This window comes from Paenirhizobium cremeum, assembly GCF_047553425.1.
In the GTDB taxonomy this organism is placed as follows: Bacteria; Pseudomonadota; Alphaproteobacteria; order Rhizobiales; family Rhizobiaceae; genus Allorhizobium; species Allorhizobium cremeum.
On the sequence record NZ_CP180218.1, the window covers coordinates 175,231 to 195,109 of the forward strand.

The following is a 19,879-nucleotide window of genomic DNA, read 5'->3' on the forward strand; positions in this document are numbered from 1 at the left end:
TTTCAAATTGGACGCTAGTTTCTTTGTAATCAAGGGAGAAGGCTCGGTGTCTATCGAAATCCGCATCAGTGCGATCGAAACGATTATACTCGATCTGCCCACCATTCGGCCCCATCGGCTCTCGATGGTGACCATGAACCGGCAGAGCATGACCATCGTCCGCATCCGCTGCTCCGACGGTTTCGAGGGGCTGGGGGAGGGAACGACCATCGGCGGTCTCGCCTATGGGCCGGAAAGCCCGGAAGGCATAAAGCTGACGATCGACGAATATATCGCGCCGCTGCTTATCGGTCGCGACGCGACCCGCGTCCAGTCCGCCATGGACCTTGTCGCCAAGGCGGTGAAGGGCAATCACTTCGCCAAATGCGCCGTCGAGGCTGCCCTGCTCGATTGCCATGCGCGCCGTCTGGGGCTGCCGATGTCGGAGCTTCTCGGAGGCCGCCGCCGCGACAGCCTGCCGATTGCCTGGACCCTCGCCTCCGGCGATACGGCCAGGGATATCGACGAGGCGCAGGCCATGCTCGATCAGCGGCGACACAAGGATTTCAAGCTGAAGATCGGCGTGAAGTCGATTGAAGAGGACATTCGCCACGTGGGCGCGATCCGCAAGGCGCTGCCGGACCTGGCCTCCATCCGGGTGGATGTCAACATGGCGTGGCGGGAGCGGGAGGCGCGCGGCGCGATTGCGGCTTTGGCCGATGCCGGCTGCGTGCTGGTCGAACAGCCGGTGGAGGGGATTTCGTCGCTCGCGCGGCTGCGGCGGACGTCTCCGGTTGCCATCATGGCCGACGAGGCTCTGGTCGGGCCTGAAAGCGCCCTGGAGGCCGCGAGTGCGCGGGCGGCCGATGTGTTCTCGATCAAGATCGAGCAGGCCGGAGGATTGTTTGCCGCCGCACGGGTGATCGCCATCGCCGAAGCCGCGGGCATCGGGATTTACGGCGGCACCATGCTGGAGGGGCCGATCGGCACCATCGCAGCATCTCAGTTGATGGCGACGGTCAGGGAACTGGAATGGGGCACCGAGTTCTTCGGCCCCCTGCTTCTGACCGAGGAACTGCTTGAGGAGCCGTTGCGCTTCGAGAATTTCGAGCTGCAATTGCCGAAAGGGCCGGGGCTCGGCGTGGCCCTTGCGGAAGAAGCCGTCGATCGTTTCCGCAGGGGCGGCAAGCACGCCTCGACCCTGCGTGTGGTGGGGTGAGATCATGCTGTTTCATGTTCGGATGGACGTTCGCCTGCCCCACGATCTGCCCCAGGAAGAGGCGGTGGAGATTATCGCCCGGGAAAAGGCCTATTCGCAGGAGTTGCAGCGCAGCGGCAAGTGGCGGCACATCTGGCGCATTGCCGGCGAATACGCGAATTACAGTGTTTTCGACGTGAAGGACAATACGGAGCTGCACGAGATCCTCTCGGGCCTGCCATTGTTCAAGTTCATGCATATCGAGGTCGCGCCGCTGCTGCGGCATCCGTCCTCGATCCGCGGCGACGACACCTGACGCCGCCGCCGGCGGAGGGGCCCGGGAGGACGGGCCCGCCTGATTTACCAAGCTATCCAAGAGGAGGAGTGACCATGAACGTTAAGATTTTCGACAGGCCGGATATTCAGGCATTTCTGAAGGTCCTGAGCGGTCTCGACAATACCGGCGGCAATCCGCGCATGAAGGAAATCGTGCACCGGATCATGTCGGATCTTTTCAAGGCGATCGACGACCTGAACGTCACGCCTGACGAATACTGGACCGGCATCGCCTGGCTCAACGAACTCGGCGCCGCCGGACAGGCCGGCCTGATCTCGCCCGGCCTCGGCCTCGATCACTTCCTCGACGAGCGTCTCGACGCCATCGACGCGGCGCTCGGGATCGAGAACCCCACGCCGCGCACCATCGAAGGCCCGCTCTACGTGGCCGGCGCCCCGGTGTCCAAGGGCTTTGCCCGCCTCGACGACGGGACTGACGAGAACGGCCACACGCTCATCATGCACGGCACGGTCTACGGCTCCGATGGAAAGCCGCTGCCGGGGGCGAAGGTCGAGGTCTGGCACTGCGACACGCGCGGTTTCTATTCGCATTTCGATCCGACCGGCAAGCAGGCGCCGTTCAACATGCGCCGCACGATCATCGCCGACGACAAGGGCTGTTACAAGTTTCAGAGCATCGTGCCGCATGGCTACGGCGTGCCGCCGGGCAGCCCGACCGAGAAACTGCTGTCGGCCCTTGGCCGCCACGGCCAGCGTCCGGCCCATATCCACTTTTTCATCAGCGCCGACGGTCACCGTAAGCTGACGACGCAGATCAACATCGAAGGAGATCCGTTGATTAACGACGATTTTGCCTATGCGACCCGCGACGGTCTGGTGCCCTCGGTCATCGAACGGACGGACGAGGCGAGCATCCACGCCAATGGGTTGAACGGCCCCTTCGCCGAGATCGTTTTCGACATCCGCCTGACCGCGCTTGTCGATGGCGTCGACAACCAGGTCAACGAACAGCGCCAGCGCGCCGCTGCCTGAAGCGTGTCGCGATCCTTCGGGTTCGCGTCTTGAGCTTCAAGTCCGGTCTTTGGCATGCCGCAACCGCAGAACCGATACGCAGTTCTGCGGGGCATGCCTTGGCCGGCGGCAAGACCGGCGGCCCGAAGTGGCCGCCGCCAACCCAACGTTATCACCGACATTGTGGCAAGGGCCGCGCCACCGGCGCGCCCCTGCGGGAGAACGCTCATGTCCGCAATCATCGACAAGGCCCGGGACCTCGACCAGCTGCTCGCCAGCGCCGTTCAGGACGACAAGGAGGCAGGCGTATTCCGCTGCCGCCGCGACATCTTCACCGACGAAGACCTGTTCGAACTGGAGATGAAGCACATCTTCGAGAGCAACTGGGTCTATCTGGCCCATGAAAGCCAGGTTCCGGAAAACAACGACTATTACACCACCTATATCGGCCGGCAGCCGGTGGTCGTCACGCGCGACAAGAACGGCGAGCTGCATGCGGTCATCAACGCCTGCGCCCATCGCGGCGCGATGCTGTGCCGGCGCAAGCACGGCAACAAGGGCAGCTTCACCTGTCCGTTCCACGGCTGGACCTTTTCCAACACCGGCAAGCTTCTGAAGGTCAAGGACGAGAAGACGACGCAGTATCCGCCGCAGTTCGGCAAGAACGGCTCCCACGATCTGACCCCCGTCGCCCGCTTCGAAAGCTATCGCGGCTTCCTGTTCGGCAGCCTCAAGGAAGACGTGGCGCCGCTTGCGGAATATCTCGGCGAGACCAGGGTCATCATCGACCAGATCGTCGATCAGGCGCCGAACGGGCTCGAGGTCTTGAGGGGCAATTCCTCCTACATCTATGACGGTAACTGGAAGCTCCAGATGGAAAACGGCTGCGACGGTTACCACGTCAGCTCCGTGCACTGGAACTATGCCGCCACCATGGGCCGGCGCAAGGAGGAGGGCACGAAGGCGGTGGACGCCAACAGCTGGAGCCGCTCCGTCGCGGGTGTCTACGGCTTCGAGAACGGCCATATCCTGCTCTGGACCAACACGATGAACCCCGAGGTGCGGCCGGTCTATCGCCACCGGGACGAAATCCGGGCGCGGGTCGGAGACAACAAGGCGGATTTCATCGTCAACCAGACCCGTAACCTCTGCATCTACCCGAACGTGTTCCTGATGGACCAGTTCAGCACCCAGATCCGCGTGACCCGCCCGATCAGCGTCGACAAGACCGAGATCAGCATCTTTTGCTTCGCGCCGAAGGGCGAAAGCGAGGCGGACCGGACCCTGCGCATCCGCCAGTACGAGGATTTCTTCAACGTGTCCGGCATGGGCACGGCGGACGATCTGGAGGAGTTTCGCGCCTGCCAGGCAGGCTATGCCGGTACGGCGGCGTTGTGGAACGACCTGTCGCGTGGTGCGCCGCTCTGGATCGACGGTCCCGATGACAACGCCAGGCGCATGGGCCTCAACCCGCTACTCTCCGGCGAGCGCAGCGAGGACGAGGGGCTGTTCGTCCGCCAGCACGAATACTGGGCGAATGTGATGCGCGAAGCGCTTGCCGCCGAGAAGACGGGAGCGAAAGCATGAGCATTTCCTTAGACGCCATCTGTGCCTTCCTGTATCGCGAGGCACGACTTCTCGATGACCGCGAATGGGATGCGTGGCTGACCTGCTACGCTCCGGACGTCACCTACTGGATGCCGGCCTGGGACGACGACGACCGGATCACCGAGGACCCGCAGTCGCAGATCTCCCTGATCTACTACCCGAACCGCGACGGATTGGAAGACCGGGTGTTCCGCATCAAGACCGAACGTTCCGGCGCCTCGACGCCGGAGCCGCGCACCAGCCACAATGTGACGAATGTGGAAGTGCTGGAGATGCGGGGCGACGAGGTCGACGTGCGCTACAACTTCCACACGCTGAACCATCGCTACAAGGTCACCGACCATTTCTTCGGCACCATGTTCGTCACGCTGCGCAAAGACGGCGACGGTCTGCTGATCTCGAACAAGAAGATCGTCCTGAAGAACGATTACATCCGCCAGGTCATCGACGTCTATCACATCTGACCTGTGTCACCGGGCTTTCACGAACTGATGAGGAGGGTTCCATGGCCTGCTACAAGATCGCATTGAACTTCGAGGACGGGGTGACCCGCTTCATCGATTGCAAGGCGGGGGAGAAGGTGCTCGATGCCGCATTCCGCAACAGGATCAATCTGCCGATGGACTGTTCCGACGGGGTCTGCGGCACCTGCAAGTGCCGGGCGGAAAGCGGCGCCTACGATCTCGGCAGCGATTATATCGAGGATGCGCTGAGCGAGGACGAGGCCGGGGAGGGCCTTGTCCTGACCTGCCAGATGGTCCCGTCGAGCGATTGCGTTCTTTCGGTGCCGACGACGTCCTTCGCCTGCAAGACGGGCCAACAGTCGTTTGCCGCCACGGTGGCGGGCATAACGCCGCACAACGATGCCGCGATCGTGCTGGAACTGGATGTCGACGCAGCGGCGCAGGCGCCCGTCTTCCTGCCGGGCCAGTATGTCAACATCGACGTCCCCGGCAGCGGTCTGACCCGCTCATACTCCTTCAGCAGCGCGCCGGGCGAACGGCGCATCGGCTTTCTCATAAAAAAGATCCCGGGCGGCGTGATGAGCAGCTGGCTTGCAAGGGCAAGAACCGGAGACAGGCTCGATATCACCGGTCCTCTCGGCAGCTTCTATCTGCGCAACGACGAGCGGCCGCTTCTCATGCTGGCCGGCGGCACCGGGCTTGCGCCGTTCCTGTCGATGCTGGAAGTGCTCGCCCGCGCCGGCTCGCAGCAGAAGGTTCATCTGATCTACGGCGTCACGCGCGATCTCGACCTTGTGCTCGTCGAGGAACTGGAACGGTATGCGACCCGCCTGCCGAATTTCAGCTTTGCGACCGTGGTGGCCGACCGAGCATCCTCGCATCCGCGCAAGGGCTGGGTGACCGAGCACATGCCGGCGGACATGCCGGCAGACGGCGACTTCGATGTCTATCTCTGCGGTCCGCCGCCGATGGTCGATGCGGTGCGGCGCCATTTCGACGAGACCGGCGTCAGGCCGGCGAACTTCCACTACGAGAAGTTCACGCCGAACGCCGTGCTGAAGGAAAGCGCATGAACGCGCCGGTCTTTGAGAACCGCTTCGCCGGCAAGGTGCTCGTGGTGACTGGAGCGGCACAGGGCATCGGGCGCGCCGTCGCCCTGCGCGCGGTTCAGGAGGGCGGGCAGGTGGTTTTTGTCGACCGGGCCGATTTCATCGGCGAGGTCGTCGCGGAGGCCGCAAGCCCCAATGCCGCAGCCTTCAACACCGATCTCGAGACACATGACGGGGCGGAAGCCGCGATGCGGTTTGCGGCGGAAAGGTTCGGCGGCATCGACATTCTCGTCAACAATGTCGGCGGCGCCATCCGCATGCGACCGTTCGCGGAATTCAAGCCGCAGCAGATCGATGCGGAAATCCGCCGCTCGCTGATGCCGACGCTTTACTGCTGCCATGCGGTCATTCCGCATCTTTTTGCCCGCGGCGGCGGCGTGATCGTCAATGTTTCGTCGAACGCGACGCGCGGCATTCACCGCGTCCCCTATTCGGCGGCGAAGGGCGGCGTGAACGCGATCACCCAGTCGCTCGCGATGGAACTCGCCGGTCGCAATATCCGCGTGGTGGCGACGGCACCCGGCGGCACGGAGGCGCCCGCCCGCCGCGTTCCGCGCAATGCCGAGGGCGACACGGCCGAGGAGCGGGGCTGGATGTCGGAAGTGGTCGATCAGGTGAAGCAGTCGAGCTTCATGAAACGCTACGGGACCATCGGGGAACAGGCCGCGCCGATCCTTTTCCTCGCCTCCGACGAGGCGTCCTACATCACCGGCAGCGTGCTGCCGGTCGCAGGCGGCGATCTCGGATAGTCCACCTAATTTCCATGCGTAACAACTCGGGGAGGAGTGATATGCGCAATATCGATGTGAATGAAGCAATAGACAGCCATCCCTTCGGAGGGTTCCAGTGGACGGTGGTGGCGCTCTGCGCGCTATTGCTCATCGTCGACGGATATGACGTCTTCGTCGCCGGCACGGTGTTGCCGACGCTGATTGCGGAATGGGGCCTGAGCAAGCCGCAGGCCGGCGCTCTCCAGGCCTGGGCGCTGTTCGGCATGATGTTCGGCGCGTTGGTCTTCGGGCCGCTGGCCGACAGGATCGGCCGCAAGAAGGGTATCGCCATCAGCTTCATGCTGTTCACGGTGTCGACGCTCTTCACCGGTTTCGCCGCCTCGCCGGACCAGTTCAAGGTCTTTCGCTTCATCGCCGGTCTCGGCTGCGGCGGACTGATGCCGAACGCGGTCGCGCTGATGAACGAATATGCGCCGAAGCGCCTGCGCGGCACCATGGTGGCGTTGATGTTCTCCGGCTACTCGGTCGGCGGCATGGTGGCGGCGGGCCTCGGCATCGGTCTCATTCCGCAATACGGATGGCAGCCGATGTTCTTCATTGCCGCCGTACCGCTCGTCATGCTGCCCTTCATCCTGTGGCAGCTGCCGGAATCGCTCGGTTTCCTCATCCGCCAGGGCGATCAGGCCAAGGCAAAGCGCATCTATGCCAAGATCGATCCCGCCGCGCGCCTCGGTGAAAACGATAGGCTGGTCTTCAGCGAAACCAAGGGTGCATCCGCCTCGGTCGCGGAACTCTTCCGCCACCAGCGCAGCCTGCGCACCCTCATGCTGTGGGTTGCCTTCTTCTGCTGCCTGCTGCTGGTCTATCTGCTGTCGTCCTGGCTGCCGAAGGTGCTGCAGGAAGCCGGCTATGCGGAAAAGGCGAGCCTTCTCAGCCTTTTCTCGCTGAACTTCGGCGGCATGGTCGGCGCGATTGCCGGCGGCCGGCTCGGGGATCGCTTCGGCCTGCCGAAAGTCGTGGTCGGCTTCTTCCTCGCAGCCGCCGTCTCGATCGCGCTCATCGGCTACAATCCGCCGGCCGGCATCCTTTTCCTCATGGTCTTCGTTGCCGGGGCGACCACCATCGGCACGCAGATCCTGCTCTATGCCAGCGTGGCGCAGCTCTATAACCTCTCCGTCCGTTCGACGGGGCTGGGCTGGGCCTCCGGTGTCGGGCGCATCGGCGCCATCGTCGGACCGACGCTCGGCGGCGTATTGCTCGCCCAGCAGTTGCCGCTGCAGCAGAACTTCCTGATTTTCGCCGTACCGGCGGCGGTTTCCGCTCTCGCGATGGCGGTCTTCGCCGTCAGCAACGCCCGGCGCGAGAGCGCCGTCCAGCTGGCGATGGTATGAGAAACGGGGTAGCCGGCGGGTGGACATGCCGGCTACCCTATCGGTCGTCATCCGTTCCATCGACCTGTCCCGCGCTGGAGCCGCTGCCGGGACAGGCCCGATGAACCCCATAATCCACGGCCTGAAGAGTTCCGGTAAAATGCCCCATCTCGATCTCTCCACCCATCGCCTCCATTATCGCATCGACGGCGACATCTCGGACGAAGTCAGGCCATGGCTGCTCTTCTGCAATTCGCTCGGCACCGACCTGCACATGTGGGACGCTCAGGCAGAAGCATTGTCGGAGCGTTACCGCGTGCTGCGCTATGACAGGCGCGGTCACGGCCTGTCCTCGGCACCGCCCGCGCCGTATTCGCTTTCCGATCTCGGCGGCGACGTGCTCAGGCTGCTCGATGCCCTCGATATCGGGCAGACGCATTTTTGCGGCCTCTCCATCGGCGGGCTGACGGGGCAGTGGCTCGGTATCCATGCGGGCCGCCGGCTCGGAAAAATCGTGCTTTGCGCCACGGCGGCTAGGATAGGAACGGCGGAGAGCTGGAGCGCCCGCATCCAGGCGGTGCGGAAAGACGGACTGGAGGGCCTTCGCGCTGCAACCGGCGAAAGATGGTTCACCCCGGAATTCAGGGAGGCGGAGCCTGGCATCGTGGGGGATATTCTCGACCGTTTCGCCGCGACCTCGGTCGAGGGCTATGTGGGCTGTTGCGCGGCGCTGGCTGACGCCGATCTTCGCACTGAAATCGGAGGGATCGCCAACCCGGTTCTCGCCATATCCGGCGCTGCCGATCCGGTATGTCCTCCCTCCGATCTCGAGCAGATCGCAAGCGGCGTGCAACGGGGAAGCCATCTCTCTCTTCCAGGACGGCACATCGTCAACATCGAGGCGGCCGACCTGTTCAATGCGGCAGTCAGAGACTTTCTCGATCAGCAGCCGGCAGCTATCCGCCCGGCAGAATGACCGATGATCCGGCCTGGTCCGGCGGTCGAACCCCTCCCGCCGGCTTGACACCCTTCCGCGTTGATCGTTTCTGACTGGGACGGACGGCAGGCCGCCGCCCGCCCGACAGAAAAAACCGGAGGAAACCCCATGACCAGCAGCGGCGCCAATATCCTCATCTGCGACCTGGTGGGCCTCAAGCTGCTCTCCGACGGCCGTCCCGACCACAGCGAGATCGCGCGCTACGTGGCGGAAAAGGGCGGTGTCTTCCATGAAGGCAGCATGAGCGCTCCGGCCACCGTCTCCGACGGACGCCTGCATTTCCATTACCTGCCCGATCTCAGCACCCGCGAGGAGCTTCTCGCCGTTGCCGGAAACGGCCAGTATGACGCCGTGATCGCCGCCGCCACCTTCCTTCCGGCGGAAACCGTGTTTCCGCTCGGAGGCGTGCGGATCGGTGCCGGCACCGGCAATATGGGTTCCGCCTCCTGGGGCGGCGGCAGCGGCGCGGGCGGAACGGCGCCGCTGATGAACACGCCGGGCACCAACAGTCGCGCCACCGCGCAGATGGTGCTGAAGGCACTGTTGAAGGTCGTGCCCGACCTGCCGGTAGACGAACTCCACGCGCGCGTCGCCGCAGGCCAATTCGATACCGGTCGCGAGCTTCGCGACTATCCGACCGAAAAGCTGGAAGGCAAGCGTCTCGCGGTGATGGGCTACGGCAATATCGGCCGCGAGGTCGCAAGGCTTGGCCAGGCCTTCGGCATGGATGTCGTGGTGCATGCCCGCGCCCGCCACCGGGAATGGATCGAGGCCGAAGGCTTCATCTATGCGGAAGATCCGGTTCGGGCGGCGGCCGGTGCGGATGCGCTGAGCGTCCATGTCGGCCTCGGCCAGCCCGTTGCGGAAACCGGCACATGGAGCAATTCCGGCCTGATCGGCGACGCCGTGCTGTCGGCGCTGAACGATGGCGCGATCCTCATCAACTACGACCGCGGCGAGCTGGTCGATGTTCCGGCGCTCGCACGCGCGCTCGCTGCGGGCAAGGTGCGCCATGCGGCGATCGACGCCGACCTCTTCCGCAATCTTGAGACCGGCGCGCTTTCCGGGCCGATGCTGGCTTATCTGGCGCTCGTCGAAACCTATCGCGACCGGCTGGAGCTTCTGCCGCATGCCGCAGCCGATACCGATCATCCCTCTCGCGTCGCAGGCGCGAAGCAGGCGGTCGACCAGATCTTTTCGGCCATCGTCGAAAAGCGTGTCATCAACCTCAAGGGCACGCTGCCCGAGGGTTATACCGACGGCGGCCCGCAGGTTCCGACCGGCATCGGCGGTCTTTCGGCAGGCGGTCTTGCCCGCTTTGCTGCCAACGAAACCACGCTGAAATTACTCGAAACCGCCGCCCGCAACATCGCCGAACTCACCGCTTCGCTCGGCGCGGCCCGCGCCGAAGGCCGCCTCGGTGAAGCCGCAACCGCCTCACTCGAAGCCATGCTGCTGAACACGAACCGGCTCGCGAGCCTCATCCGCACCAACGGCCTTCAGGGTCCGCCGGCGAGGGCTTGAGCGGCGGATGGCCGCTTTCTGCTATTCGCCCGCTTCGCCCAGAAGGCCGTCATAAACCTCCATGAGGGCGTCGGTAATGGCCTGACCGAGGGCATTGCCCGCCGCGCGGACATCGTCTTCCGATCCGTCGCGGGCAGCCTTGGCGAGCGCAAAACCCTGTTCGCTGACGATCAGCTTTGAAACCTCGATCGCCCAGAGGCCGAAATCGCCGCGATTTTCGATTCTGATCGTGTCCATTGGGTCCTCCGAATGCCTTGGGCGGGTCTGTCTTCCTGCGCCGGACGGGGCCGGACGCACCTGCGTATAGGCCCAAGCCGGGGCGGAAGCGAGCGCTTTGATGAAAGACATACGAGGTTGTCTTCGGGCGCTTGCGGTTCAGGCCGCTGTCTCGCTTCCGGATGCGAAGGCGAAAACCGCATCGTAAACACCGCGCGGCATCTTCAGGAGCTTCGAAAATGCCCGCGCGACATCGGTCCTCTCCACGCCCGGAATATATACGCCGTACTCCTGCAGGCGACGGGCATGGTCGCGTGCTCGCGCGATCCGTCCTTCGCCGGCTGTTCCCGGCATGATCGCGATCACCGTCAGCCCCACGGCCGGGGAGGCGTTGCCGGATCGGAAGTCCGGCACGTCAAGCGACCAGGGCCCACCCGTCAGGCCGGCGGAAAGCATCTCCACGAGAAGCGCCACATTGGCGCCCTTGCGGCCGCCGAAGGGCAGCAGCGCGCCTTCAAGCGCCTCTTCCGCGTTGTGGGTCTCCCTGCCGTCGGCATCCACCGCCCAGCCCTCCGGAATGGGCCGTCCCTCGGCCGCCGCTGCGACGATGTTGACGAAGGCCGTCGCGCTTGAAGACTGGTCGATGACCAGCGGCGGCACCCCATCGCCGAGCGGAAAGCCGAAGGCCAGAGGGTTGGTGCTGTAGACGGCCGGGCCACCGGGCCTGGTTACGACCATGGCATTGGCGTTTGTCGCCGCGAGGCCGACCAGGCCTTCGGCCGCAAGCCGGCGCACGTAATATCCGAGCTCTCCAGTGGTGTAGCTGTTCGTCTGGGTAAGGATGGCAATCCCCAGGTCGCGCGCCGTATCGACGAAATCGCCGAATGCGAGGTCGAAGCCGAGCTGCGCTATGCCGCCATCGGCATCGGAGGCGAGAAATGCGGGGAAGGGGCGCGTGAGGTCGGGGGCGGGATCGCCGTTGATGCGTCCCTCGCGAAAGCTGTTCAGGTAATCCAGCATATGCGGGAAACCGAGCGTCGCCGGCCCGAAGCGCGCCGCCGAAAGCGTGGCGGCGACGAGCGACCGCGCGCTTTCGGGATTTGCGCCGGCGTTCAGGCAGGCGCGCATCGCGAGCGCTTGCGCTTCCGCCTGATCGAGTTCGATTTCGTCGGACATCATGCGCCCTGTATTCTGCGACAGCATGGCGAGAGGCCCCGAGGCTCGACGATCCCGGCGTTCAACACCGCGTCCGCGATGGCTGCGCCGATCAGGCCGATCCTCAAGCCTTTGCCTGTTCCCACCTTGCCTTCACTCCGCTCTGTATCCATGCCGCGCGAAAAAGCGGTCGAGTTCCCGCTGCTGCGGGATCTGGCCGGTATAGATTGCGATGTATTCCGGGATGCGCTTCATGCGCAGCGCAAGATCCTCGCTGGATTGCATCGAGATATATCCGATCTGGACCAGATAGGTCGTGCGTGCGCGAACGTCCGCCGGCCCCTCGGCGTAGCCGAACCGGGAGAACATGCGGCACAGCGCCTCCATTCTCGTCTGGTCGGCCCGCTGCACTTCCGCAAGGATTTCCGGCGATTGCAGGGCCCAGCTGCGGACCGCGAACTCGAACTGGGAATCGAAGAGATCCTTGTTCAGCCAGCAATCGAAGACGTTCAGCATCGCCTCCGCGATGGATTCGGCATAGGCCTCGGTTTGTCTGACCAGATTGCCGGTATTCTTCTCTCTCCAGCGCGAAACGAGCGCGCCCAGAAGCTCCTCCCGATCCTTGAAGAACCAGTAGAAGCTGGTTCGCGAAAGATTGAGCCGCTTGGCCAGCGGCAGGATCTTTACCGAATCCACGCCGGATTCGAGCAGGGTTTCGTAGGCGGCCTCAAGCCATCCTTCGTGCGAGCCTCGCCATCCGCTGTCAGCCGTCGCCTGTTCCATGGCAGTCTCCTAACAGATACCACTCGCTGTCACAAGTAAAATGTACATATACGTCGATTTGCCGGACGATGCTGTTTTTGATTGTTGACACTTATGTACATTTCCGCTTACCGTCGGAAACAAAGCCCCCAAAAGACGGAGCCCGTAGCATGTCGAACGATCCCCTGCTTCAGCCCTATCAGCTGAAGCACCTGACCCTGCGCAACCGCATCATCGTCACCTCGCACGAACCCGCCTATCCCGAAGACGGCATGCCGAAGGGCCGCTACCGGGCCTATACGGTGGAGCGGGCGAGGGGCGGGGTGGCCTTGACCATGACCGCCGGTTCCGCCGCCGTCTCGAAGGACAGTCCCCCGGTCTTCAACAATCTGCTTGCCTACAAGGACGAGATCGTTCCCTGGGTTCGGGAAATGACCGATGCGGTGCATGAAGCGGGAGCCGCGATCATGATCCAGCTCACCCATCTCGGCCGCCGCACCCGCTGGGACAAGGGAGACTGGCTGCCCGTGATTGCCCCCTCCCATCATCGCGAGGCGGCCCACCGGGCATTTCCCAAGAAGCTCGAGGACTGGGATATCGAGCGCATCATCAAGGATTTCGCCGATGCTGCCGAACGCATGAAGGCGGGCGGCATGGACGGCATCGAGCTGGAAGCCTACGGCCATCTCATCGATCAGTTCGTCTCGCCGCTCACCAATGAACTCGACGGTCCCTATGGCGGCTCGCTCGACAACCGCATGCGCTTCTGTTTCGACGTCCTGAAGGCGATCCGCAAGCGGGTCGGCGACGACTTCATCTTAGGCTTGCGCTATACGGCGGACGAATGTCTTCCCGGCGGGACCGGAAAGGCCGAAGGCCTGGAAATCTCCCGCCGCCTCAAGGAAAGCGGCCTGATCGACTACCTGAACATCATTCGCGGCCATATCGATACCGACCCGGGCCTGACCGACGTCATCCCGATCCAGGGCATGGCAAGCGCCCCCCATCTCGATTTTGCCGGCGAAATCCGCGCGGCGACGCATTTTCCGACCTTCCATGCCGCGAAAATTCAGGACGTCGCCACCGCGCGCCATGCGATTGCCGCCGGCAAGGTCGACATGATCGGCATGACCCGCGCCCACATGACCGACCCGCATATCGTGCGCAAGATCCTCGAAAGGCGCGAGGAGGACATCCGTCCCTGCGTCGGCGCGAATTACTGTCTCGACCGCATCTACCAGGGCGGCCTTGCCTTCTGCATCCACAATGCGGCGACGGGCCGCGAGGAGACGATGCCGCACGATATCCCGAAGGCGGCGGTGCGCAAGAAGGTGGTGATCGTCGGCGCCGGCCCGGCCGGCCTCGAGGCGGCGCGCGTTTCGGCCGAGCGCGGCCACGAGGTCGTGGTCTTCGAGGCGGCGAACGATCCCGGCGGACAGATCCGGCTCACCGCCCAGAGCGAGCGCCGGCGGGAAATGATCGGCATCATCGACTGGCGCATGAGCCAGTGCGAGAAGCTCGGCGTCACCTTTCATTTCAACACATGGGCGGAAGCCGGCACGGTTGCGGCGGAAAATCCCGATGTCGTGATTGTCGCGACCGGCGGCCTGCCGCATACCGATGTGCTGACCCATGGCAACGAGCTGGTCGTCTCCTCCTGGGACATCATTTCCGGTGACGTGAAGCCGGGTACGAACGTGCTCGTTTATGACGACGCCGGCGATCATGCCGGCCTGCAGGCCGCCGAAATCATCGCCAGGGCGGGCGGCAAGGTGGAAATCATGACCCCGGACCGGTCCTTCGCGCCGGAGGTGATGGCCATGAACCTCGTCCCCTACATGCGCTCCCTGCAGAAGCTCGATGCGACGTTCACCGTCACCTACCGGCTGGAGGCCGCGGAAAAGAGCGGCAACCAGCTCATCGCTCATGTCGGCAGCGATTACGGCGGGGTCGCGAAGCAGCGCACGGTCGACCAGATCGTCGTCAACCACGGCACTATTCCGCTGGATGACCTTTATTTCGAGCTGAAACCCGGTTCGAGGAACCTTGGCGAAGTCTCGTATGACGAATTGCTGTCCGGGGCGCCACAGACGGTCGAACGCAATCCGGACGGAGCCTACCAGCTCTTCCGCATCGGCGATGCGGTCGCAGCGCGCAACACCCACGCCGCCATCTATGATGCGCTGCGCCTCGCCAAGGATATCTGACGACGGCGCGGGGCATGCGCCGCACGGAGCATCCTCGGTATCGTCCTCCTTCGCCGCGAGAGGAAGGAGGCGTCCCGACCGGCTGCCGGTCCGGGGCGCTCCCGGCGAAGGCCTGTCACCTGCCGCAGCAGGCCGGCTCCGCCTTCTGTTCCGCCAGCCAGCGGTCGCGCGGCTTGCAACTGGATGGGCGGGCGGAAAGCGTGACCTCGAACCGGCCTTCGTTCATTTGCGGCGGCGAGGCGCTGTAAAGCGCCATGGGCCGCATTCCATCGCTGACCTCGAAGGTCAGCCTTGCCGATGGTTGCAGACGAACATGGTCGGAAACCTTGCGGATAATGGCGGAAAACTTGCCCGCCGGCATATGGGACCGGCCATCCTCCTCGATATCCCAGAGCTGGATGAATATTTCCGACCAGCTTTCCGGATTGGCGCCGCAGTCGAGGGCGGAGAAATCGCCTGCCTTGACCTCGGTGACGTGATAACCGGGCTTTACCGGCCGACCCTCGTAGAGAAATATCAGGGATGCCTCGGGTACGTCGGCGAGCGCATCGAGAAGATGGCCGAGCGTTATGTCTGTCAAAGGGGGCTTGTCGATCGTCGTCATGTGCGCTACTCCTCTATTCAATATTTCAAGGATTATTTGAATATGGACGAACGTCAAGCTCTAATATCGTTCGCGGCCCTTTCCCAGGAGACGCGCCTCGCCATCGTCCGCCTTTTGGTCGTGGCCGGACCGGATGGGCTTGCTGCGGGCGTGATTGCGGAGCGCATGGGCGTTTCGCCCTCCAATGTTTCCTTCCATCTGAAGGAGCTGGAGCGGTCCGGCCTTATCTCGCAGAGACGGGAATCGCGCTCCATCGTCTACAGCGCCAGTTATGAGACCCTTGCAGCTCTCCTGACCTTCCTGATGGAGGATTGCTGCTCGGGGCATCCCAGTATCCGCGAGGGAATGAAGCGATCCGAGGGCTGCTGCGCGGAGGAAGACGTTTCCGGCGGGGATGACGTCCTTGCCTGAAGCAAAAGTTCCGGTCGGCATCGTATCCGCCCTCGGCCTCACCCAGATCATCGGCTATGGCAGCCTCTATTACAGCTTCAGTATCCTGGCGCCGGAAATGGCCGGCGATCTCGATCTCACGCTCGCGCAGGTCTTTGCCATCTTCTCGGTGTCGCTGTTCGCCGGGGGGCTGTCGGCCCCCTATATCGGCCGGCAGATGGATCGCATCGGGGCCGCAACCGTGATGGCGCTCGGTTCGGCCCTGTCCGCGCTGACCCTCATCCTGTGCGCCTGGTCGCCGTCCGTCGCGACCTTTGCCTGCGCAATCGTCCTTTTGGAAATGGCTTCCGGAATGGTCCAGTACCAGGCGGCCTTCGCGGCGCTGGTGGAAGCCGATCCCCGATCCGCATCGCGAAGCATCACCTATCTCACGCTTGTCGCCGGTTTTGCCTCGACGATCTTCTGGCCGATCTCGACCGCGCTGATGGGGCATCTTTCCTGGCGCGAGATCTATCTGCTTTATGCCGCGCTGAACCTTGTCGTGTGCATGCCGCTGCATATCTGGATCGTGAGAAAGGGAAAGGCTGCGGCGGCCAACGGATCGGGATTTGTCCGCGAGCATTTGACCGGCACAATTCCCCGTGAACGCCGACGCGGCGCCGTGTTTGTCGTTTCTGCCGCCTTCGCGCTTCTGGGCTTCACCCTGGGAGCGATGCTCGCCCATATGGTGCCGATGCTCTCTGCGCTGGGGCTTGGAAGCGCCGCTGTCTTCATCGGTGCGCTGTTCGGCCCGGCACAGGTGCTGAGCCGATTGGTCAACATGATTTTCGGCACGAGGCTCGCCCCGCCGGGGCTCGCCCTCCTGTCGGCGCTGCTCATGGTGATCGGTGTCGTCGTTCTGGCGCTCTCCGGCGACTGGCTGCCGGGTGCGGTCGCCTTCTCCATATGCCTCGGCCTCGGATCGGGCATCAACAGCATCGCCCAGGGCAGCTTGCCGCTCTATCTGTTCGGCTCGGACGGTTACGGCGCCCTGACCGGCAAGATGGCGGCGGCGCGGCTGGTTTCAGGCGCGGCCGCTCCCTTTGCCTTCGCCGTGGTGATGGAGCGGTACGGCACAGGCGTCTCGCTCATGATGAGCGCCGCCCTCGGCTCCATCGGCATCGCCGCCTATGCCGTTGTCGCCCTGGCGGCGAGACAAAGCCCCGCCGCCCACTCCGACATGCCTGCCGGAGGAGACCTCAAGTCTTGAAATGCAGGCGTCGCTCAGGCGATGCGTTTTCCTTCCCGATCGAGAACCTGCTCGCCGTCTTCCTTGGAAAACGGGCCTTTGAACGTATCGGGCAGGATATCGAGCACCACCTCCGAGGGGCGTGCAAGTCGGGTGCCGAGCGGGGTCACCACGAAGGGCCGGTTGATGAGGATCGGCGTGCCGATCATCGCATCGAGCAACTGGTCGTCGGTCAGGTCGGGATTGTCGAGACCGAGTTCGGCATAGGGTGTGCCCTTTTCCCTGATGGCCTGACGAACCGTCAGTCCGGCATCCGCGATCATCTGTACGAGCCGCTCGCGCGTCGGCGGTTCCTTCAGATATTCGATGACGGTCGGTTCGATCCCCGCCGCGCGGATTAGCGCAAGCGTGTTGCGGGAGGTTCCGCAGGCCGGGTTATGGTAGATCGTGGCATCCATGCTTATTGCCTTTCGGTGACGGTGGAGCGGGAAACGGCGGGCGCTGCCTCATACCAGTCCTTCGAGCGGTTCACGATCCAGACGACCGAAAGCATCACCGGGACCTCGATGAGCACGCCCACCACGGTCGCCAGCGCAGCCCCGGACTGAAAGCCGAACAGGCTGATGGCGGCTGCGACCGCGAGTTCGAAGAAGTTGCTGGCTCCGATGAGGGCCGAGGGGCCGGCCACGCAATGCCGTTCGCCGGCGAGCCGGTTCAGGAGATAGGCGAGCCCCGAGTTCAGATAGACCTGGATCAGGATCGGAACGGCCAGGAGGGCGATGACGGCCGGTTGGGCGATGATCTCTTCTCCCTGGAAGGCGAAGAGAAGAACCAGCGTCGCAAGCAGAGCCACCAGCGAGATCGGCTGCAGCGTTGCAAGCATGCGGTCCAGCGCCCGTGTCGTTCCGTCGGCCGTGAGCCGGCGCCTGACGATCTGTGCGATGACGACCGGCACGACGATGTAGAGGGCGACCGAGAGGACAAGCGTGTCCCAGGGAACGGTGATTGCCGAGAGACCGAGCAGAAGGCCGACGATAGGGGCGAAGGCGACGACCATGATCGTATCGTTCAGCGCGACCTGGGACAGCGTGAACAGCGGCTCGCCGCGCGTCAGATTGCTCCAGACGAACACCATGGCCGTGCAGGGGGCCGCTGCAAGGATGATAAGCCCGGCGATGTAGGAGTCGATCTGGTCCGCGGGAAGGTAGGGGCGGAACAGCCATCCGACGAAGAGCCAACCCAGCACCGCCATGGAAAACGGCTTGACGGCCCAGTTGATGAACAGGGTCACGCCGATGCCGCGCCAGAATGTGGAAACCTTGGCGAGCGACCGGAAATCGATCTTCAACAGCATCGGAATAATCATCAGCCAGATCAGGATGGCGACCGGAATGTTCACCTTGGCGATCTCGGCCGCGCCGATATACCGGAAGACCCCCGGCATGAGATGTCCGAGAGCAACGCCGACGACGATGCAGAGGAAGACCCAGAGGGTGAGATAACGTTCGAACCTGGACATTAGGCGGACTTTCCGGCGGGGGTGGTCGAACCTTCCATCGTGCCGATCTGCCGCAGCCTTGTCTCGAGCGCCAGCCGGTCGATGGAGGAGAGCGGCAGGCTGATGAAGGCGGTGATCCGGTTCTTGAGGAAGCGTGCCGCCTGTGCGAAGGCGCGCTGGATCTCGACTTCGGACCCGACGACGGCGGCAGGGTCCTCGACGCCCCAGTGCGCGGTCATCGGATGGCCGATCCACACCGGGCAGGCCTCTCCGGCGGCGCTGTCGCAGACGGTGAAGATGAAATCCATCTCCGGGGCGCCGGGTTGGGCGAACACATCCCAGCTCTTCGAGGAGAAGCCGGTCGAGGGATAGCCCAGCGCCTCGAGCTCCCTGAGGGCGTGCGGATTGACTTCGCCCTTCGGATGGCTGCCGGCCGAATATGCATTGAAACGCCCGCCGCCCTCCTTTTTCAGGATGGACTCGGCGAGAATCGAGCGGGCGGAATTGCCCGTGCACAGGAAGAGCACGTTATAGGTCTTGTCGGTCATGGTCGTGATCCGTGGCTGTATGGGATTGTCTGGCGAGTTTCATGATGGTCGCCGAGGATGGGCAGATGGAAGAAAGCTGGCGGGTCGCCAGCACGGCGCCCGGCACGCTTTGCCGTTGAACTTCCACAAAGCCGAGCCCGGCGAAAAACGGCGCCGCGTGTGTCGTTGCGAGAAAGACGTCGCCGTCGTCCTCGATGTTTGCAAGGGTCGCTTCCACAAGGGCGCGTCCGAGACCGCCGCGCCTGCGATCCGCAGGCACCACGACCGATCGGAGAAGATAGTCGGAGCCGCAGCGTTCGAGGCCGGAAAAGCCGGCGATTTGGTCGTCCTCCCCGACCACCGCCCTGAAGAACGCCCGTCCGTCGTCTTCAATGTCATCGGTCGGCAGATCCGCAGCCGTCAGGGCCTGCCTGAGGCGGGCATCGCTGCCCGTGATCTGTTCCAGGCGAACGGCGCTCATGACGGTGTCGTCTCCGGGCCGCAGCAGGGCGTGAGCTCCGCGATGAGCGGTGCGCAAAGCTCGTTCGAGCCGCCGCAGCAATCTTTGAGGAGGAAGAGCGTCAGCTCCCGCAGCCCATCGAGATCGGCCCTGTAGATGATCGACCGGCTCTGCCGCTCGCTCTTGACCAGTCCCGCACGCGCAAGCGTCGCAAGATGGGCCGACATCGTGTTCTGGGGCACGGCGATCAGCCGGGCAAGCTCGCCGGCCGGAATGCCGTCGGGCTCGTGCCGCACAAGCAGCCGGAACGTTTCAAGGCGGGTGGTTTGGGCCAGGGCGCCAAGCGCCGCTATCGCTAGGTTATTTTCCATATATCCAGATTAATGGATATATTGTGGTTGTCAAGCCACGGAGTTGGCCATGCAAGACGGATGCGATGGTGTGGCAGCCGGCGAGAGGTCACCCGGCTGCGGCTTCGATGCGGCGATAGACTTCCCTGGATCACGGCCGCGGGGGTCATGCCGCCGGCATAGGCGGCTGCAAG

The 19,879-nt window shown here is 63.8% G+C and carries 22 protein-coding genes; 13 read left to right on the plus strand and 9 right to left on the minus strand.

Features of this window, described 5'->3' with window-relative positions:
* Positions 1-46: 46 nt before the first annotated feature.
* The 10 genes from ACLBKR_RS21065 (at position 47) to ACLBKR_RS21110 (ending at position 10,288) form a co-directional block, all read left to right on the plus strand.
* Positions 47-1,198: a muconate cycloisomerase family protein gene (locus ACLBKR_RS21065; RefSeq protein ID WP_113466231.1), complete on the plus strand. Its 1,152-nt coding sequence runs from the start codon at positions 47-49 to the stop codon at positions 1,196-1,198.
* A gap of 4 nt (positions 1,199-1,202) precedes the next feature.
* The gene (gene catC / locus ACLBKR_RS21070; protein WP_112827094.1) at positions 1,203-1,493 is read left to right on the plus strand and encodes a muconolactone Delta-isomerase; all 291 of its coding nucleotides are present in this window, start codon (positions 1,203-1,205) and stop codon (positions 1,491-1,493) included.
* A 74-nt stretch (positions 1,494-1,567) separates the two neighbouring features.
* Positions 1,568-2,506: a catechol 1,2-dioxygenase gene (gene catA, locus ACLBKR_RS21075; protein ID WP_112827095.1), complete on the plus strand. Its 939-nt coding sequence runs from the start codon at positions 1,568-1,570 to the stop codon at positions 2,504-2,506.
* 207 nt (positions 2,507-2,713) lie between these two features.
* Complete coding sequence (locus tag ACLBKR_RS21080; protein WP_113426355.1) at positions 2,714-4,072, plus strand: Rieske 2Fe-2S domain-containing protein; 1,359 nt, start codon at positions 2,714-2,716, stop codon at positions 4,070-4,072.
* Complete coding sequence (benB, locus tag ACLBKR_RS21085) at positions 4,069-4,557, plus strand: benzoate 1,2-dioxygenase small subunit (protein ID WP_112827097.1); 489 nt, start codon at positions 4,069-4,071, stop codon at positions 4,555-4,557. The genes ACLBKR_RS21080 and benB overlap by 4 nt, the downstream gene beginning before the upstream one ends.
* Before the next feature lie 41 nt (positions 4,558-4,598).
* Entirely contained in the window at positions 4,599-5,630 is a 1,032-nt protein-coding gene (gene benC, locus ACLBKR_RS21090) for a benzoate 1,2-dioxygenase electron transfer component BenC (RefSeq protein WP_414901894.1), read from the plus strand.
* Positions 5,627-6,415 (plus strand): benzoate diol dehydrogenase BenD, encoded by a 789-nt coding sequence (benD, locus tag ACLBKR_RS21095; protein ID WP_113442493.1) that lies wholly within the window; start codon positions 5,627-5,629, stop codon positions 6,413-6,415. The genes benC and benD overlap by 4 nt, the downstream gene beginning before the upstream one ends.
* 41 nt (positions 6,416-6,456) lie before the next feature.
* Positions 6,457-7,788: an MFS transporter gene (locus tag ACLBKR_RS21100; protein ID WP_112827100.1), complete on the plus strand. Its 1,332-nt coding sequence runs from the start codon at positions 6,457-6,459 to the stop codon at positions 7,786-7,788.
* A 139-nt stretch (positions 7,789-7,927) separates the two neighbouring features.
* The gene (gene pcaD, locus ACLBKR_RS21105; protein WP_112827151.1) at positions 7,928-8,743 is read left to right on the plus strand and encodes a 3-oxoadipate enol-lactonase; all 816 of its coding nucleotides are present in this window, start codon (positions 7,928-7,930) and stop codon (positions 8,741-8,743) included.
* Between the two features lie 129 nt (positions 8,744-8,872).
* The gene (locus ACLBKR_RS21110; protein WP_414901897.1) at positions 8,873-10,288 is read left to right on the plus strand and encodes an NAD(P)-dependent oxidoreductase; all 1,416 of its coding nucleotides are present in this window, start codon (positions 8,873-8,875) and stop codon (positions 10,286-10,288) included.
* A 21-nt stretch (positions 10,289-10,309) separates the two neighbouring features.
* Here ACLBKR_RS21110 and ACLBKR_RS21115 read toward each other — a convergent pair whose 3' ends face one another.
* The 3 genes from ACLBKR_RS21115 to ACLBKR_RS21125 all read right to left on the minus strand — a co-directional run bounded on the left by ACLBKR_RS21115 (position 10,310) and on the right by ACLBKR_RS21125 (position 12,442).
* The gene (locus tag ACLBKR_RS21115) at positions 10,310-10,525 is read right to left on the minus strand and encodes a hypothetical protein (protein ID WP_112827102.1); all 216 of its coding nucleotides are present in this window, start codon (positions 10,523-10,525) and stop codon (positions 10,310-10,312) included.
* Positions 10,526-10,663: 138 nt separating this feature from the next.
* Positions 10,664-11,680 carry an Ldh family oxidoreductase gene (locus ACLBKR_RS21120; protein ID WP_414902072.1) on the minus strand — a complete coding sequence of 339 codons (1,017 nt, stop codon included), beginning with the start codon at positions 11,678-11,680 and terminating at the stop codon, positions 10,664-10,666.
* 132 nt (positions 11,681-11,812) lie between these two features.
* Complete coding sequence (locus ACLBKR_RS21125) at positions 11,813-12,442, minus strand: TetR/AcrR family transcriptional regulator (RefSeq protein ID WP_113339879.1); 630 nt, start codon at positions 12,440-12,442, stop codon at positions 11,813-11,815.
* 149 nt (positions 12,443-12,591) lie between these two features.
* Here ACLBKR_RS21125 and ACLBKR_RS21130 point away from each other — a divergent pair, with 149 nt between their 5' ends.
* Entirely contained in the window at positions 12,592-14,628 is a 2,037-nt protein-coding gene (locus tag ACLBKR_RS21130; protein WP_113448076.1) for an NADH:flavin oxidoreductase, read from the plus strand.
* 115 nt (positions 14,629-14,743) lie between these two features.
* Here ACLBKR_RS21130 and ACLBKR_RS21135 read toward each other — a convergent pair whose 3' ends face one another.
* Positions 14,744-15,232, minus strand: a complete 489-nt coding sequence (locus ACLBKR_RS21135) for a DUF6428 family protein (protein ID WP_112827105.1) — start codon at positions 15,230-15,232, stop codon at positions 14,744-14,746.
* A gap of 42 nt (positions 15,233-15,274) precedes the next feature.
* Here ACLBKR_RS21135 and ACLBKR_RS21140 point away from each other — a divergent pair, with 42 nt between their 5' ends.
* Positions 15,275-15,643 (plus strand): metalloregulator ArsR/SmtB family transcription factor, encoded by a 369-nt coding sequence (locus ACLBKR_RS21140; protein WP_113487004.1) that lies wholly within the window; start codon positions 15,275-15,277, stop codon positions 15,641-15,643.
* Positions 15,627-16,871: an arsenite efflux MFS transporter ArsK gene (gene arsK / locus ACLBKR_RS21145; RefSeq protein WP_113487002.1), complete on the plus strand. Its 1,245-nt coding sequence runs from the start codon at positions 15,627-15,629 to the stop codon at positions 16,869-16,871. The genes ACLBKR_RS21140 and arsK overlap by 17 nt, the downstream gene beginning before the upstream one ends.
* A 14-nt stretch (positions 16,872-16,885) precedes the next feature.
* On the opposite strand, the gene arsC is transcribed toward arsK, so the two are convergent.
* From arsC to ACLBKR_RS21170, 5 genes are read right to left on the minus strand one after another with little or no spacing between them, the layout of a single operon-like run.
* Complete coding sequence (gene arsC / locus ACLBKR_RS21150) at positions 16,886-17,308, minus strand: arsenate reductase (glutaredoxin) (RefSeq protein WP_113339884.1); 423 nt, start codon at positions 17,306-17,308, stop codon at positions 16,886-16,888.
* Positions 17,309-17,310: 2 nt separating this feature from the next.
* Entirely contained in the window at positions 17,311-18,369 is a 1,059-nt protein-coding gene (arsB, locus tag ACLBKR_RS21155; protein ID WP_113487000.1) for an ACR3 family arsenite efflux transporter, read from the minus strand.
* Positions 18,369-18,896 carry an arsenate reductase ArsC gene (locus tag ACLBKR_RS21160; protein ID WP_113442505.1) on the minus strand — a complete coding sequence of 176 codons (528 nt, stop codon included), beginning with the start codon at positions 18,894-18,896 and terminating at the stop codon, positions 18,369-18,371. Before ACLBKR_RS21160 ends, arsB begins: the two co-directional genes overlap by 1 nt.
* Complete coding sequence (gene arsN2 / locus ACLBKR_RS21165; RefSeq protein WP_113442507.1) at positions 18,877-19,356, minus strand: arsenic resistance N-acetyltransferase ArsN2; 480 nt, start codon at positions 19,354-19,356, stop codon at positions 18,877-18,879. Before arsN2 ends, ACLBKR_RS21160 begins: the two co-directional genes overlap by 20 nt.
* Positions 19,353-19,706 (minus strand): ArsR/SmtB family transcription factor, encoded by a 354-nt coding sequence (locus ACLBKR_RS21170; protein ID WP_112827111.1) that lies wholly within the window; start codon positions 19,704-19,706, stop codon positions 19,353-19,355. Before ACLBKR_RS21170 ends, arsN2 begins: the two co-directional genes overlap by 4 nt.
* Positions 19,707-19,879 lie beyond the last annotated feature (173 nt).